The organism is Streptomyces sichuanensis, from assembly GCF_020328095.1.
Classification (GTDB): Bacteria; Actinomycetota; Actinomycetes; order Streptomycetales; family Streptomycetaceae; genus Streptomyces; species Streptomyces cinnamoneus.
In genome coordinates this window covers 1-13,889 of sequence record NZ_JAIXMK010000118.1, presented here as the reverse complement: position 1 = coordinate 13,889, position 13,889 = coordinate 1, and the positions used below count along the sequence as shown (strand labels likewise).

16 protein-coding genes are annotated in these 13,889 nt (G+C 70.6%); 5 read left to right on the top strand and 11 right to left on the bottom strand.

What is annotated here, in order from left to right; translation table 11 throughout:
- Window positions 1-28: 28 nt before the first annotated feature.
- Window positions 29-1,000, bottom strand: a complete 972-nt coding sequence (locus tag LE181_RS26100; RefSeq protein ID WP_225663948.1) for a GlxA family transcriptional regulator — start codon at window positions 998-1,000, stop codon at window positions 29-31.
- Window positions 1,001-1,095: 95 nt separating this feature from the next.
- Here LE181_RS26100 and LE181_RS26095 point away from each other — a divergent pair, with 95 nt between their 5' ends.
- Window positions 1,096-1,986 carry a dienelactone hydrolase family protein gene (locus tag LE181_RS26095; protein WP_225663947.1) on the top strand — a complete coding sequence of 297 codons (891 nt, stop codon included), beginning with the start codon at window positions 1,096-1,098 and terminating at the stop codon, window positions 1,984-1,986.
- On the opposite strand, the gene LE181_RS26090 is transcribed toward LE181_RS26095, so the two are convergent.
- Window positions 1,892-2,275 carry a winged helix-turn-helix transcriptional regulator gene (locus tag LE181_RS26090; protein WP_225663946.1) on the bottom strand — a complete coding sequence of 128 codons (384 nt, stop codon included), beginning with the start codon at window positions 2,273-2,275 and terminating at the stop codon, window positions 1,892-1,894. The genes LE181_RS26095 and LE181_RS26090 overlap by 95 nt on opposite strands.
- Window positions 2,276-2,356: 81 nt before the next feature.
- Here LE181_RS26090 and LE181_RS26085 point away from each other — a divergent pair, with 81 nt between their 5' ends.
- On the top strand, window positions 2,357-3,535 hold the full coding sequence (locus tag LE181_RS26085; protein ID WP_225663945.1) for a Gfo/Idh/MocA family protein: 1,179 nt from the start codon (window positions 2,357-2,359) through the stop codon (window positions 3,533-3,535).
- A gap of 157 nt (window positions 3,536-3,692) precedes the next feature.
- Window positions 3,693-4,853 carry a PP2C family protein-serine/threonine phosphatase gene (locus LE181_RS26080; protein WP_225663944.1) on the top strand — a complete coding sequence of 387 codons (1,161 nt, stop codon included), beginning with the start codon at window positions 3,693-3,695 and terminating at the stop codon, window positions 4,851-4,853.
- Window positions 4,854-4,919: 66 nt separating this feature from the next.
- Here LE181_RS26080 and LE181_RS26075 read toward each other — a convergent pair whose 3' ends face one another.
- Window positions 4,920-5,453, bottom strand: coding sequence for a ferritin-like domain-containing protein (locus LE181_RS26075; RefSeq protein ID WP_225663943.1), 534 nt, complete (start codon window positions 5,451-5,453; stop codon window positions 4,920-4,922).
- Window positions 5,454-5,598: 145 nt separating this feature from the next.
- Entirely contained in the window at window positions 5,599-7,041 is a 1,443-nt protein-coding gene (locus LE181_RS26070; protein ID WP_225663942.1) for an aldehyde dehydrogenase, read from the bottom strand.
- Window positions 7,042-7,228: 187 nt separating this feature from the next.
- Here LE181_RS26070 and LE181_RS26065 point away from each other — a divergent pair, with 187 nt between their 5' ends.
- On the top strand, window positions 7,229-7,795 hold the full coding sequence (locus LE181_RS26065) for a TetR/AcrR family transcriptional regulator (protein WP_225663964.1): 567 nt from the start codon (window positions 7,229-7,231) through the stop codon (window positions 7,793-7,795).
- Here the strand turns inward: LE181_RS26065 and LE181_RS26060 are convergent.
- From LE181_RS26060 to LE181_RS26040, 5 genes are all read right to left on the bottom strand, one after another.
- Window positions 7,782-8,339, bottom strand: coding sequence for a CGNR zinc finger domain-containing protein (locus LE181_RS26060; protein ID WP_225663941.1), 558 nt, complete (start codon window positions 8,337-8,339; stop codon window positions 7,782-7,784). The genes LE181_RS26065 and LE181_RS26060 overlap by 14 nt on opposite strands.
- A gap of 57 nt (window positions 8,340-8,396) precedes the next feature.
- Window positions 8,397-8,591 (bottom strand): hypothetical protein, encoded by a 195-nt coding sequence (locus tag LE181_RS26055; protein WP_225663940.1) that lies wholly within the window; start codon window positions 8,589-8,591, stop codon window positions 8,397-8,399.
- 52 nt (window positions 8,592-8,643) lie between these two features.
- Window positions 8,644-8,883 carry a hypothetical protein gene (locus LE181_RS26050; protein WP_225663939.1) on the bottom strand — a complete coding sequence of 80 codons (240 nt, stop codon included), beginning with the start codon at window positions 8,881-8,883 and terminating at the stop codon, window positions 8,644-8,646.
- Between the two features lie 328 nt (window positions 8,884-9,211).
- Window positions 9,212-9,490: a hypothetical protein gene (locus LE181_RS26045; RefSeq protein ID WP_225663938.1), complete on the bottom strand. Its 279-nt coding sequence runs from the start codon at window positions 9,488-9,490 to the stop codon at window positions 9,212-9,214.
- Between the two features lie 178 nt (window positions 9,491-9,668).
- Entirely contained in the window at window positions 9,669-10,562 is an 894-nt protein-coding gene (locus tag LE181_RS26040) for a glycoside hydrolase family 19 protein (protein ID WP_225663937.1), read from the bottom strand.
- 327 nt (window positions 10,563-10,889) lie between these two features.
- On the opposite strand from LE181_RS26040, the gene LE181_RS26035 reads away from it, so the two are divergent.
- Complete coding sequence (locus tag LE181_RS26035) at window positions 10,890-11,312, top strand: cysteine/serine endopeptidase inhibitor (RefSeq protein ID WP_225663936.1); 423 nt, start codon at window positions 10,890-10,892, stop codon at window positions 11,310-11,312.
- A 55-nt stretch (window positions 11,313-11,367) separates the two neighbouring features.
- Here the strand turns inward: LE181_RS26035 and LE181_RS26030 are convergent, their stop codons facing one another.
- Together LE181_RS26030 and LE181_RS26025 are read right to left on the bottom strand one after the other, a co-directional pair.
- Complete coding sequence (locus LE181_RS26030; RefSeq protein ID WP_225663935.1) at window positions 11,368-12,585, bottom strand: basic secretory protein-like protein; 1,218 nt, start codon at window positions 12,583-12,585, stop codon at window positions 11,368-11,370.
- 166 nt (window positions 12,586-12,751) lie between these two features.
- Complete coding sequence (locus LE181_RS26025; RefSeq protein WP_225663934.1) at window positions 12,752-13,807, bottom strand: hypothetical protein; 1,056 nt, start codon at window positions 13,805-13,807, stop codon at window positions 12,752-12,754.
- Window positions 13,808-13,889: the final 82 nt, after the last annotated feature.

Sequence of the window (13,889 nt, the reverse complement as noted above, 5' to 3'; positions counted from 1 at the left end):
CGCCCGCCGTCGGACGTCAGCGTCAGCGTCAGCCGTCACCGCGTCGGAAGGTCGCGCGGTAGTCCCCCGGGCGTCGTCCGGTGTGCCGGGCGAAGAGAGCGGCGAAGGTTCCGGGGTCCCTGTACCCGACCGCGGCAGCGATGCTCGCAACGGTCCGGTCCGTGGTCTCCAGGAGGTGACGGGCGCGACGGACGCGCGACGACTGCAGGTAGGCGAGCGGGCTCCGGCCCGTCTCGTCCGCGAAGCGCCGCAGCAGCGTCCGCGTGCTGACGTTGAACGCGTCCGACAGCGCGGCGAGGTCGTACCGGGCGGTCAGGCTCTGGTCGAGCCGTCGCATGACCCTCTGGGAGAACTCGTTCCCGGGCTGCGGAAGAAGGCGCGGGTCGACGTACGGGGTCTGGGACGTTCGCGCGGCGTCGACGAGCGCCACGCGCGCGGTCGTCCGTGCCACGCCGGCACCGCTGTGCCGGCGGATGAGCTCCAGCGCGAAGTCGTACATGGCGCTGAAGGCCGCCGTGGTCGTCACCCCCTTGTCGGTGACGACCAGGCGGTCGGCCCGGACATCGGTGTCCGGACAACGTCGGGCCAGTTCGTCCGCGTGGAGCCATGACGTCGTGGCCCGGCGCCGGCTGAGAAGTCCCGCCTCGGCGAGCAGGAACGCACCGACGCAGAGGGAGACCACGCCGTCGCCCGCGGCGGCGTGTGCGCGTATCGCCGCGATGTCAGGGGCGAGGGAGGCGAGTTTCGCATCCACGTCCAGACCCGGCGGGAATTCGAACCCCGGCACGACGAGGACGTCGACGGTGCGCAGCGGAGAGACGGCCAGCGGCATCCCACCCGCTGCGGCGACGCGGCGGCGGGGCGAGACGACCGACACCTCGTATCCGGCCCGGTCCGGTCCGGCGACGTGCATGGCCATCGTCAAGAGATCGGGCACGCCGAACACTTCGGACGCGAAGCAGCCCGGATAGGCCAGGACACCGACCCTCAGCGCACCCACGCCCGCCTCCTCACCACCGGCCTGGGGCGAGATTACCCTCGTCCGTGGCGACCTGGCCTCTCACCGTGCGCGGGGCCCCGGGCCACGCTGTCGCCATGGGTGCTTCCAACGGACGTCTTGACGACGCGATCACGGACTTCTCCCGCCGGCGCGTGGACGTGTACGGGATGGTGAAGACGGTGTACACCGCGGGTTCCGGGCCGGCCGTCGTCCTGATGCCGGAGATGCCCGGCATCAGCCCCGACGTCCTCCGGCTCGCGCGCTGGATACGGGACGCGGGCTTCACCGTCCACCTCCCGTCCCTGTTCGGGGCCGACGGCGCCTGGCCCACGGCGGAGGGCGGCAGGGAGGTCGTCCGCCGCGCGTGCGTCAGTGCGGAGTTCCGTGCGTTCGCCGGCGGTGGCACCAGCCCCGTCACGGCGTGGCTGCACGGGCTCGCGCGCCAGGCCCACGCCGAATGCGGCGGTCCGGGGGTCGGGGCGATCGGGCTGTGCTTCACCGGCAACTTCGCCCTCACCATGGCGCTCGAACCAGCCGTCATCGCGCCGGTGGTCGCTCACCCGTCGCTGCCGCTGGACGACCCGGCCGGGCTTGAGCTCGGCGACGAGGACGCGCGCGCGGTACGGGACCGCATCGCGCGTGACGGACTGACGGTGCTCGCCTACCGCTTCGACGACGACCGCTGGTGCACCGGCCAGCGCTTCGCCGCCTACCAGGCCCTCCTCGGCGACGCCTTCGACGGCCGCGTCCTTCCCGGCAGTTCCGCCCACACCGACCCGCCCCCGTTCTTCCGTGACGTCGTCGGATGCCCGCACAGCGTCGTCACCGCCCACCTCGTCGACGAGGAGGGACATCCCACGCTGCAGGCGAGGGACGAGATCCTCGCGTTCCTCACCGAGCGCCTGAGCCGAAGTCGTCCACATGGGCCCGCACCCAGCTCCGCAGGTGGGCCAGGGGCTCCAGGGCGCCCCGGCCGAGTGCGGTGAGTTCGTAGTCGACGCGGGGCGGGACCTCGGCGTGGACGGTGCGCAGGACCAGGCCGTTGTCCTCCAGCCGGCGCAGGGTGGCGGTCAGCACCTTGGGGCTGACGCCTTCGAGCTTGCGCCGCAGTTCGCCGAAGCGGCGCGGGCCGTCGGCGAGGGCGGTGACGGCCAGCCCCGTCCACTTGTTGGCCAGGAGCTCGAAGACGGCTCGGCCCGGGCAGAGCAGGGCGTAGATGTCGTGACGGGATTCGCGGTCGGGCCGACCGGAGGGGGTGGTCTGGAGAGCTGCCATGGGCCCATTGAACAGCAATGCTTCCCTTTGGATAGTAAGGGCCCTTGCGGGTGACCACCGGGCTCCTCGTACGTTCCGGGCATGACGAACACCACCGCTTCCCCTTCCGTACCCGTCGTCCCCGCCCCCGCCGCCGCGCCCGTGCGGGTGGGCATCGTGGGCCTCTCCGCCCGTGGCGGCTGGGCGGCGCAGGCCCACCTTCCGGCGCTGCGACTGCTGCCCGGCTTCGAGGTGCGCGCTCTGGCGGCCGGCGGCGTCGCCTCGGCACGGGCGGCCGGCGCGGCCCACGGGGTGCCGCTGGTCTTCGGGGACGCCGCGTCCCTGGCCGCCTCGCCGGAGGTGGACCTGGTGGTGGTCAGTGTGCGGGTGCCGCTGCACCGGGAGGTGGTGCTGGCCGCACTGGCGGCCGGCAAGGCGGTGCTCTCGGAGTGGCCGCTTGGCAACGGGGCGGCGGAGGCCCGGGAGTTGGCAGATGCGGCCGCCGCGGCGGGGGTGCGCACGTTCGTGGGTCTGCAGGCCCGTAGCGCGCCGGCCGTCCGGTACGTGCGGGACCTGGTGGCCGACGGGTACGTGGGCGAGGTCCTCTCCACCAGCCTGGTGGCCTCGGGCCGGCGCTGGGGCCCGGAGTTCGAGCCGGCCGGGGCGTACCTGCTGGACCGGGCCAACGGCGGCACCATGCTGACCATCCCGTTCGGCCACACCATCGACGCCGTGACCATGGTGCTCGGCGAGTTCGCCGAACTGTCCGCCACCACCGCCGTGCGGCGGCCGGTCGTGCGGGAGGAGGGGACGGGGCGGCCGGCCCGGATGACGGCCCCGGACCAGGTGGCGGTGACCGGGGTGCTGGAGTCGGGCGCGGTGGCCTCGGTGCACTTCCGGGGCGGGCTGTCCCGGGCGACGAACTTCCACTGGGAGATCAACGGCACCGAGGGCGACCTGGTGATCACCGGCGACTCGGGCCACCTCCAGCAGGCCCGCCTGACGGTGCGGGGCGTCCGGGGCCGGGCCGACGTGCCGGACGAACTGCCGGTGCCGGAGCACTACCACGACGTGCCCGCCCTGACCCCCCTGCGGGGCACACCGGCCCACCAGGTCGGTGCCCTCTACGCCGGCATCGCCACCGACCTCGCCACCGGTTCGGCCCGCGTCCCGGACTTCGCTCACGCGGCACACCGGCAGGAACTGCTGGACGCGATGGAGCGATCTGCGGCCACCGGGCGCCGGGTGGCGCCCACCGGCCCCACCCGGTCGGGCAGCTGACGATCCGAAAGGCCCCCCTCCTGCCGGGAATGTGCGCCGCGACAGCGGAGGCGGCCGGGCAGCACCATGGTCCGTTCGAACGCCGGTGGCCGGGGTGGGGCCCGGTACCGGGCATGGCGGCACGGTGTTCCGCTCCTGCGTGGTGTAAGCAGGGACCATGGATGCTCGGCGACTCCCCGGGGCCCACCGACGGTCCCGGAAGCGAAGCCGTGCCCTGGTGGCGGTGCCGCTCCTCCTCGTCCTGGTCGTCACCGTGGTCGACATCCTGGCCCCGCCCGAAGTGCACCTCGGCCCCTTCCTCGTCGCCGCTCCCGCCATCACGGCATCGTTCGGCGGGCCGCGGCTGACGGGCTTCATCGGCGTGGTGGCCGTCGCGGCCCAGTCCCTCGTCGCCGCCAGCCGCACCACCCTCACCGACCTCAACCACACCCTCCAGATCACCGCCCTGGTCCTGATCTCGGCGATCGTGACCCTCTTCGCCCACCACCGCGAGCGGCACGAGAAGGAAATGACACAGCTGAGGTCGGTGGCCGAGGCCACCCAAGAGGTACTCCTCCGGGCGCTTCCGCAGCGGATCGGCCCGCTGCGCATCGCATCGGTCTACCTCGCCGCCGAGGCCGAGGCGCAGATCGGCGGCGACCTGTACGCCGTCACCCGCACCGCCGACGGCACCCGGCTCGTCATCGGTGACGTACGCGGCAAGGGCCTGGAGGCCATCGGTGACGCCGCGCTCGTCCTCGGGGCCTTCCGGGCGGCCGCGCACCGGCAGGCCGAGCTGCCGGTCCTGGTCGCCGACCTGGAAGGAGCCGTCTCCTCCGAGCTGGGTGTCCCCGGCACGTCGCGTGACGAGCACGCCGAGCAGGGCGAGACCTTCGTCACCGCGGCCGTACTGGAGGTCCCGGACACCGAGCCGTCCCTGCACCTGGTCAGCTGCGGGCATCCCCCTCCCCTGCTGCTGCGCGACGGCCGGGTCACCTCGCTGAAAGTGGGTCAGCCCGCGCCTCCGCTGGGCCTCACCGAGTTCGCCCCTGCCGACATCGCCGTGGAGTCCTACGGATTCGAGCCGGGCGACGTCGTGCTGCTGTACACGGACGGCGTCATCGAGGCTCGCGACGACAGCGGGGCCTTCTACCCGCTGTCCGAACGGATGGCCGCCTGGTCGGGACACGGGCCCCAGGCCCTTCTGCGGCACCTGTGCGAGGACCTCCTGGCCCACTCCGGCGGACACCTCGGCGATGACGCCGCCATGGTCGCCGTCCAACGGCTCCCGGGCGCACCGCTCCCTCAGGCGAGCGGGGAAACCGGTGCGACCCGCTGAACGATGCCCGGCGCCGCGTCCTCCTGGCCGCGCTCTCCGGTGCCGAACGGGTGACGGCTGCCTGCCTCAGCTGCCGATCAGATCGAGAAGATCGTCGGCGTGCTCCTCTTCCTCCTCCAGAATCGACTCCAGCAGGCGGCGCGTGGTGGGGTCGCGGTCCGACAGCCAGCGGACGATCTCCTGGTAGCTGGAGATGACGATCCGTTCGGCGAGCAGATTGTGTTCGAGCATCGCCGTCAGGTCGTCCGGGGACGGGGTCGTGTAGTCGGTGTGCGCCCGCTGCGCCAGGGTCGCCGGGTCGAAGTCGGGTTCGCCTCCCAGCTGCGAGACCCTTTCGGCGGCCCGCATGGCGTGCTGCATCTCCTGCGCGGCGTGCTCGGTGAATTCCGCCGCCACCTGTGCCCGGTCGATGCCGGTCGCCGAGATGGCGTGGCGGGTGTAGCGCAGCCAGCACACCACCTCCGTGGCGATGACGTCGTTGAGGATGCCGATGACCCGTTCCTTGTCGACGCCATAGGTGCCGGTGACGGGGCCCGCCTCCATCTTGCGCCTCGCCTCGTCGCGGATTCTGGTGACGTCCAGGACGAAGTCATCGCTCATGCCGGGTCCCTCTCTGCTCGTGCTCGACGCTCTGCACTCTGCGCTCGCACTGACTTCCCCGGGAGGCGGAGGAAGGCACCCTGCCCGTCACAAGATGACCGGTTCGACGCAATCCGTTCGACGCGATCCGGCGCATGACCGGTCGTCACATGGTGATGGTCTTGTACTCGATGTAGGTGTTCAGCCCGGCGAAGCCGTACTCGCGACCCAGGCCGCTGGCCTTGAAGCCGCCGAACGGGCCGTCGAAGCCGACGGGCGCACCGTTGATGGTGACGGTGCCGGTCCGTATGCGGCGGGCGATCTCGACGGCGCGTCCCTCGTCCGCGCACCACACGCCGCCGGACAGGCCGTACTCGGAGTCGTTGGCGATGCGCACGGCGTCGTCCTCGTCCTCGTAGGCGATGACGACCAGCACCGGGCCGAAGATCTCCTCCTGGGCGATCCGCATCGCGTTGTCGACGTCGGCGAAGACGGTCGGGGTGACGTAGTAGCCCTTCTCCAGGCCGGCCGGCACCTCGGGGCCGCCGGTGACCAGTCGGGCGCCTTCCTTGATGCCGGTCTCGATGTAGTCCCGTACGCGCTGCTGCTGGTCACGGCGGATCATCGGGCCGATGAACGTGTCCGGGTCCCGCGGGTCGCCGACCTTCAGGGACTCGACCACGTCCCTGACGGCGGTGACGACCTCCTCGTAGCGGCTGCGCGGGGCGAGGATGCGGGTGTGCGCGATGCACGCCTCACCGTTGTTGAGCAGAGAGGAGAACTTCAGGCCGGCCTTGAACTTCTCCAGGTCCGCGTCGGGCAGGAAGACGGCGGCGGACTTGCCGCCCAGTTCCAGGCTGACGCGCTTGAGCTGCTCGCCCGCGATCGAGGCGATCCGGCGCCCGGCGCGCGTCGAGCCGGTGAACGCGATCTTGTCGACGTCGCGGTGGGAGACCAGGTGCTCGCTGGTCCCGCGGTCGGCCGGCAGCACGCTGATCGTGCCCTCGGGCAGCCCGCAGTCGGACAGCAGGCCGGCCAGCAGGCCCATGCTCAGCGAGTTCTCCGGCGAGACCTTCAGGATGACCGTGTTGCCGGCCAGCAGCGCTGGGACGATCTTCGCCAGGGCGGCGGAGAACGGCGAGTTCCAGGGGATGACGGCGGCGACGACGCCGATGGCCTCCCGCCGGACCGTGCTGCGGACGGTGGCCGCGGGGCCGGTGGGCGGCAGGACCTCCTCCCATGCCAGTTCCTCGGCCGCCTTCAGGTAGGCGCCAGCCTGACGGGACAGGCCCGGCTGTCCGGCGCGGGTGAACCAGCCCGCGGAACCGGTCTCCGCGGTGATCACGGCGGCGATCTCCTCCGCCCGTGCCTCGCGCAGGGCGTTGAGCCGGCGCAGCACCGCGATCCGCTCGGCCGGCGGGGTGTTCGGCCAGGTGCCCTCGTCGAAGGCTGCGCGGGCGATGGCCACCGCGCGGTCCACGTCGGCCGGCCGGGCCTGGGCGGCGCGGCCGACGACCGACTCGTCGTGCGGGGACAGGATGTCGAGCAGCCGGGGGTCGCTCGGCTCCGTCCAGGTGCCGCCGATGAAGAGCTTGTCGTAAGTGATCACGTACTTCCTCCCGGGTCCGGAGCCGATGAGGTCCGCATAACTGTCACATCACTGTAGTGCTTCACGCACCAACAAGCACATGATGGTCGCAATAGTCGACGTTTTTCTCTCAGCCGTGGCTTATCCTGGGGGCGTGAGAGCCGACGCAGCACGCAACGTGGAAGCAGTCATGACGACGGGTGCACGCCTGCTGGCCGCCGATCCGGCCGTGAGTATCACCGCCATCGCGGCGGAGGCCGGCGTGGACCGGCGCACCGTCTACCGGAACTTCGCCTCGCGCGAGGAGTTGCTGGCGGCCATCCACGAGGCGCGTCTGTCGGCCATCGAGCGGGTCACGGGGGAGGCCCGGCTGCACGAGGCCCCGGTCGCCGTCGCCCTGCACCGCTATGTCGAGGGCATCATCGGCGTCAACCGCACGTGGCCTGTCGATCTGAGCCGGATGCTGGCCGACGAGCCGGTTCGCGAGCGGCGCGAGCGTTCGGTCCGCGAGCTCGCCGACTTCCTGCGCCGCGCCACGGACGAGGGCCTGCTCCGCTCCGGGCTGCCGGACGGGTGGGTGAGCGCGGTCCTGCCGCAGCTCATGAACATCGCCTCGCGTCAGCTGACCGGTCTCAGCCCCGCGCAGGCCGCCGACACGGTGGTCGACACGCTCCTCAACGGGCTCGGTGCGGGCGCCGTCGGGGCCACCCCTCGGACCGCCGCTGCACCGGGCCCGGCGCAGGGCGGACCGGGTACCGCGGTCACGCGGAGGTGACGGCGGTCTTCCTGCGGGCGCGGTACGCGGCGGCCTTGATCTTGTTGCCGCAGGACTCCATGCCGCACCACTGGCGCCGTCTGCCGCGCGAGCGGTCGATGTAGACGCGGGTGCACTCGGGGTTGCCGCACTCCTTGAGCAGGGGTACGTCCGGGCCGCTCAGCAGCTCCACCGCGTGCCGGGCGACGGTGGACAGCGCTTCGCGCTGCGTTGCCGCCGTCCAGCGGCCGGAGTGGGTCAGCTGCGGTACCGCGGGAGCCCGGCGGGCCGCGTCGTTGACCACGGCCAGCGCCTCGTCGTCGAAGGCCGCGTCGAGGCGCCGGGCCGTGATCAGCTGGTAGACGGCCTCCCGTACGGTCGTCGCCCGCGCCACGTCGGCCTGCCGGGCGGGCGAGACGGAGTCGACCGTGCCGGACTCCACGTACCACGCGTCCAGGCGGTCCGGTGCCGCGAACATCTCGAACCGCACCGTGCGGCGCGCCCGGAGCGTGGCCGCGAAGTCCAGCGCCGGATGGCCGCACACGAAGACATGATCCAGGTTCACGTCACCATCCTGACGGGTGACTACGGCGCCCGCAAGGATCGTCGGCCGTGACCGGCGTCAGAGCACCAGATCCCACGCCAGGCAGGAGAGGAGGCTCCGCGCCCCTTCGGGGTTGCCGGCGTCTCGCGCCGGGTCCCTCGGCGAGGCCGCCTTCACCTCGACCAGGTCCTCGTAGGCGATCCGCTCCGGCAGCGCGCCGAACCGCGCGCGGCGCATCGCCGCGCCGCCGTCCTGTGTGGTGCGGTCTTCCATCGTTCTGCCTCCTGTTCTCCTCGGTACCACTGCGCACGTCGTTGATGAGCCGTCAGAGCCGGTCCGCATCGATGACGGCTCGGGCATACCACCACGCGTGTTCGGTCGCCGGCGCCAGCGGCTGGCGATGACGTCGAGGGCGAGCGCCGGCCTCGGGCGCGGCGGCCGCAGCGGCCTGTTGCTCCGTCACGGCCGTGGCGTGCGCCGGTCCCGACGGCCCCACCAGTGTTGCGGCGACCGCGCCACCGGCACCCAGGCCGAAGACCTTGCCGAACGTACGCCTGTTGATCACGTGAAGCCCTCCGCGCGTCTCGAAGTGCCGGCCTGCGACCGCTCTGCGCCTCGCAGGAGATCCCACGCGCACACCGGTCCGACGACCTCCGTGGGCGTGCCAGACGACTGTGACACAGCATGCGTCACCGGTCAAACAGGTGATGCGCACCAAGTCACCGCAGGCCAGGGGAGCTTGAAGGTCAGGGCACCCCGACCCCACGCACCGCCACGCCATCAGGACGACACTGCGCAAGGCTGCGGAGAACCTTCTGACGTCATGACGGCTTCTGCGAGAGAACTCCGGTCGGAATACGACAATGCCCCCTCACAGGAGGGGGCATCGCGGATTACTTGGCGCGTATCTTCCGGCCCTTTGGCGGCTCGAATTCCTGCGCTGCTTCGATGAAGGGCTGGAGTGCTTCATGGAGCTTATTCAGCGAGTCGGGCCCGAGCTCGATCTGGTAATACTGGACAGAGGGGACCAGTCTGGTTTCGAAATCGCTGCTCCCGTCCTCGTCGTCCTTCGCTGCCCCCACCCGCACTTCCATACCGGGGACTGCGAACGTGTGCAGATGGACGTCCTCGGTGACAGTCGGATCGAGATCGTCGTAGGATTCGACCTTCACCCATGCCTCCTGGGTGACGGACTGGTCTCCCACTGTCAATGTTCTGCCTCCCTTCCGCACACCCGGCTCGCCTTGTCGTGATTCGTCTACCTCAATAAATCTGGTGCCCATCAGCGCCCCTTCCCAAGAACAACCAAAGCCTAGCGGCTGCTGGGGAGTTACGCTCAATCGGCAAGGCTCAGCAGTAGAGGTTGCCGCCCGGAGCCACACCCAGCGTCTGGGCGAACCGCTGGTAGCTGTTCACCCGGCTCTGCACCTGGGCGGGGTTGCGGCCGTCGCACTCCACCGCGCCGTTGATACTGCGGATGGTCTGCCCGAATCCGCGGCTGTTCACCATGGCGTCGTGCGGCGTCATGGTGCCGGGGCCGCGCTGGGTGTTCCAGTACCACAGGGCGGTCTTCCAGGAGACGGCCGCGTCGGTCTGGACGAGCGACGGGTTGTTCAGCAGGTTGATTCCGAGGGCGTCGCCCGCCGCCTTGTAGTTGAAGTTCCAGCTGAGCTGGAGCGGACCACGGCCGTAATAGGCGGCCTGACCGGCCGGGCAACCGTAGGGCTGGTTCCGGTCGCAGTAGTGGGGGTAGTTCGCCGTGTTCTGCTCCACGATGTGGACCAGGCCCCCGGTCTCGTGGTCGACGTTGGCCAGGAAGGCCGCGGCCTCCTGCCGCTTGACCTGGTCACTGCCGGTGTTGGCGAATCCCGGGTACGCGGCCAGCGCCGCGATCAGCCCGTTGTACGTGTAGAAGGAGTTCCGGCCCGGGAACATCTGCTGGAACTGGGCCTCCGTCACCGGGAACTTTCCGGTCCCCGGGTTCCCGCCTCCCTGACAGGTGTACGGGTCCCAGTACCACGTGCTGATGAGCGGGTCGTAGCCGGGATTGTCGTGCTCGGCGATGTAGTACTGGCCGTCCGTGTACCGGACGACCGTGCCCGCCGGATACCAGGTGCCGGCCGTCCAGCTGGACGCGCTGTCGCACGGGCCGGCGGCACTCGCCGTGCCGGACGGCACGATGAGGGCCGCACCGACCAGAGCCAGTACGGCCAGCAGCAGGGTGATGAAGCGGTTTCTTCTCACGACGACTCCTTTGGGGTCGGATCGCTGAGGTAACACTCACTCACTGAATAACTCTTCAACTTCGTTGTCAACGACATGCATCATGGGCGGCCAAACCAGGTGCATTTGACAGCCGGTTTTGGACAACTGTCACTGCGGGGACTTGCGTCGGCGTCGTCCCGCATGGCACTCATGGACCGAAAGCCGGACGCGTTCCGAAGAAATGACGCTGTCCTTCGACTTCCTGACCGGTGAGCCGTGAGGGCTCCGTGATGCCGGTTTCCGGGGCGCTCGCTCCACGGGTCCGTGGAGCACCCGCCCGCCATTACCCCTGAACGAGGAGAGACCATGCGTGGAAGCAGAGCTGCGCGTTCCGCGGCCGTCGTCCTGGCCGCCGCGGCCACCGGAATTGCCGTGGCCGCCGGCCCGGCGGCCGCCGACGTTCCGATCGGCCAGCCGATGAACGGAAAGATGACCTACTACACCGACCAGGGATACGGCGCCTGCGGCACGACCATCGACGCGAACTCCCAGGACCTGGTCGCGGTCTCGCCCTCGTGGTGGACCTCCGCCAATCCCAACGACGACGCCCTCTGCAAGGGCATATCGGTCGAGGTCAGCTACAACGGCAAGACCATCAGGGTGCCGGTCAGGGACAAGTGCCGCTCGTGCGACCCCACCCACATCGACCTCGGCCGGCCGGCCTTCCAGAAGCTGGCACCGCTCGACCGGGGCGTGGTCAACGGCATCACCTGGAAGTTCGTGCGCTGAGTCCGGATCCGCCGAGCTCTGTGCCCCGCGGATCCGGACCCCTCGGGGCACAGAGCTAGTCGCGGAAGGCCGGGTTGGTCCACCTGGTCGGGCTGGCCTGAATGTCGTTCCACATCTCGGTCCACCACTGCCGGCCGCCCTTGCCCGTGATCGCGGTCAGCACGCGGTCGCCGTCGGCGCCGAAACCCTGCCGGCGCACCTCGTTGTTGATCCTCTGGATGACGTTCTCGCCCGCCGGGTGCTTGTGGGCGATGTAGTTGAGCAGGTAGGCGGTGGAGTCGTAGCCGCGGTTGTAGTCGGTGCCGCGGATGCGGTCGAGGCCCGGCTTCTCCTTCACGTTGTGGACGTACTTGCGGTAGTAGTCGGCCTGGCCCTCGTTCAGCCAGCCGCCGTTGGCGGCGTCCTGCACCTGGTGGGCGAGTTCGTGGATGAGCGACCCGGTGTCGCCCGGGTTGTTCATGACATAGCCCGGGCGGAGGACGATCGACTTCTCGTTGTTGTACCGAGGTTTGGGGTTGGGGTCGAACACGGCCGCGACACCGGGGTTGCGGAAGCTCTCGTGTGCGGCGTCGAAGACGACGTTGATGCCGGGCTTCACCTCGTACGCGCCGCCGGTCATGAACTGCTTGATCTTCCCGTACTGGTCCTGGAGGAGACCCCTGCTCCGGTCGAACCAGGAGCGCAGGGCGTTCGGGTCGTAGCCGCCGGAGTCGACCATCTGCAGCGTGACGGGGACGGCGGGCGTGGGCGGCTGGGCGGTGACCTTGTCGAGGTTCCACTGCTGGGCGTTGTCGCCGGCGTTGCAGGGGCGGGCCGCGGTACCGAGGTCGGGGAGGCGGGTCAGGCAGGTGTCGCCGCCGGTGCGGTCGCTGCTGTGCAGCAGCCAGGCGCGGCTGCCGGCGAGGTTCTGGAGCCACCACCGCTGGTTGGGTCTGCCGATGTCGTTCCAGGCGGCGACGGAGTTGTTGCCCAGGTCGCGGTCGACGGCGTAGTTGGTGCGGGGGATTCTGACGCTCCAGTTCCCGGTGCCGTCGTCGGTGACGGTCCAGGTCTGTTCGGTGAGGTTCTCGTTCCGGTCCTTGACGCGCACGCCCGCGCCGTTGCCGGGGCCGTCCCACTGCAGGGCTCCGCCCGCTTGGCTGGATATCCGGTAGGTGCCGCCGGATTCCGGCAGGGGTTCGGCGGCGTGGGCCGCCGTGGCGGTGAGTCCCCCGGTGAGACCGGCGACGGCGGTCAGCACGACGGCCGTGATCGAGAGGTTGCGCATGCGCATGAACGGGCCTTTCGGCGAAGGTGGAGAGGGAACGCCGTTGCCGGGGCAGGGCGTTGGCGGAAGCGGGCCCGGCCGGTACCGGACCCGCACGTGTGACCAAGGGCGTCGCGCTCCGCTACGGGCGCTTCTCCTGCGGGGAGGTGCGACCGGGCGCCTTGTCGTGGCCCTACTGGCCGCCGCCCGTGGCCTGCACGGAGCGGAAGACGGCGAAGGCCGCGTCGCGCCAGACCGCGGCGGCCGCGTCGTCCCCGAGACTGCCGGTGAAGTTGCCGATCTGGACGGGGCCGCTGTCGAAGGTGTCGCCGTCGATGAGGGGGCCACCGCTCGCGCCGCCGGAGAGCTCGCTGTCACCGGTGCAGGGCCCGCCACGGCCCAGGATCTGCGGCGGGTTGTCCGGACCCCAGTAGGGCTCCCTCACACAGGTGTGGAACTGGTGGGAATTACCGGGTATCCCCGCGAGCACCACACGGTTCGGCAGGGAGGTGGTCCCGAACCGGTAACCGGAGGAGCCGACCTTGTCCTGGACGTGGGTGCCGTTCTGGGTGTTGAGCGCCAGGAACGCGGTGTCGCTGGTCTGCCGGTCGGTGCCGTCGTTGACGACGCCGACGGAGCGGAAGGTCCACTTGCCGTACGGGGCGTGCTCGGTGCCGTCGGCGTCCTTGGAGTAGCCCGGGGTGAACTCGTACTGCGCCTTGGAATTGATCCGGCCCTGGTCGTGGGGGATGCAGTGCCGCGCCGTGGCGACGACGTCCTTGCTGTCGCTGGTGATCACATTGCCCGTGCACGCGCTGACCCACCAGGTGCTGGGGTTCTTCTCGTCGGGCCAGGCGATCCGGATGCGGCCGGTGGTGGCGCGCAGCCTGACCTCGCCCGGTGAGCCGGCCGCGAACCGGCTCTTCCCCTTCTGCTGGGGCGCAGCAGCGGGCGCCTTCACGGTCCCGCCGGCGCCCGGCTCCTTCGCCCGCGGGGGCTCGGCCTTCGGCTTCCAGTCCGGCAGCGTCCCCGTGAACGGGCGCAGTGTGCCGTTCTTTTCGCGCTCGGTCCAGAAGGCACGCTGCTGGGCGTCGGTGGCCGTGGCCCGGGCGTCGACGCCACCGTCCGCCGTGCGCGGCGCGGATGCGGCGGGAGGTGTGGTCGGGGTGGCGGCATGCACCTGGACCGTGGGGAGAACGGCGGCGAGACCGGCCGTGGTGAGCGCCAGGGTGACAACATGTCTGCGCAACGGATTGCTCCATCCATCTACGAGTGCGGGTGGTGGTGCCCGGACCGTAGGTGGATGTGTTCACCGCTCGATTGACGGCCGC

Bases quoted from the DNA above. Each gene is read 5' to 3' on its own strand.
- LE181_RS26085 (WP_225663945.1), top strand. From the start codon at position 2,357: ATGACGAACACCACCGCTTCCCCTTCCGTACCCGTCGTCCCCGCCCCC.
- LE181_RS26075 (WP_225663943.1), bottom strand. From the start codon at position 5,453: ATGAGCGATGACTTCGTCCTGGACGTCACCAGAATCCGCGACGAGGCG.
- LE181_RS26055 (WP_225663940.1), bottom strand. From the start codon at position 8,591: ATGGAAGACCGCACCACACAGGACGGCGGCGCGGCGATGCGCCGCGCG.
- LE181_RS26090 (WP_225663946.1), bottom strand. From the start codon at position 2,275: ATGGCAGCTCTCCAGACCACCCCCTCCGGTCGGCCCGACCGCGAATCC.
- LE181_RS26035 (WP_225663936.1), top strand. From the start codon at position 10,890: ATGCGTGGAAGCAGAGCTGCGCGTTCCGCGGCCGTCGTCCTGGCCGCC.
- LE181_RS26030 (WP_225663935.1), bottom strand. From the start codon at position 12,585: ATGCGCATGCGCAACCTCTCGATCACGGCCGTCGTGCTGACCGCCGTC.
- LE181_RS26095 (WP_225663947.1), top strand. From the start codon at position 1,096: ATGGGTGCTTCCAACGGACGTCTTGACGACGCGATCACGGACTTCTCC.
- LE181_RS26080 (WP_225663944.1), top strand. From the start codon at position 3,693: ATGGATGCTCGGCGACTCCCCGGGGCCCACCGACGGTCCCGGAAGCGA.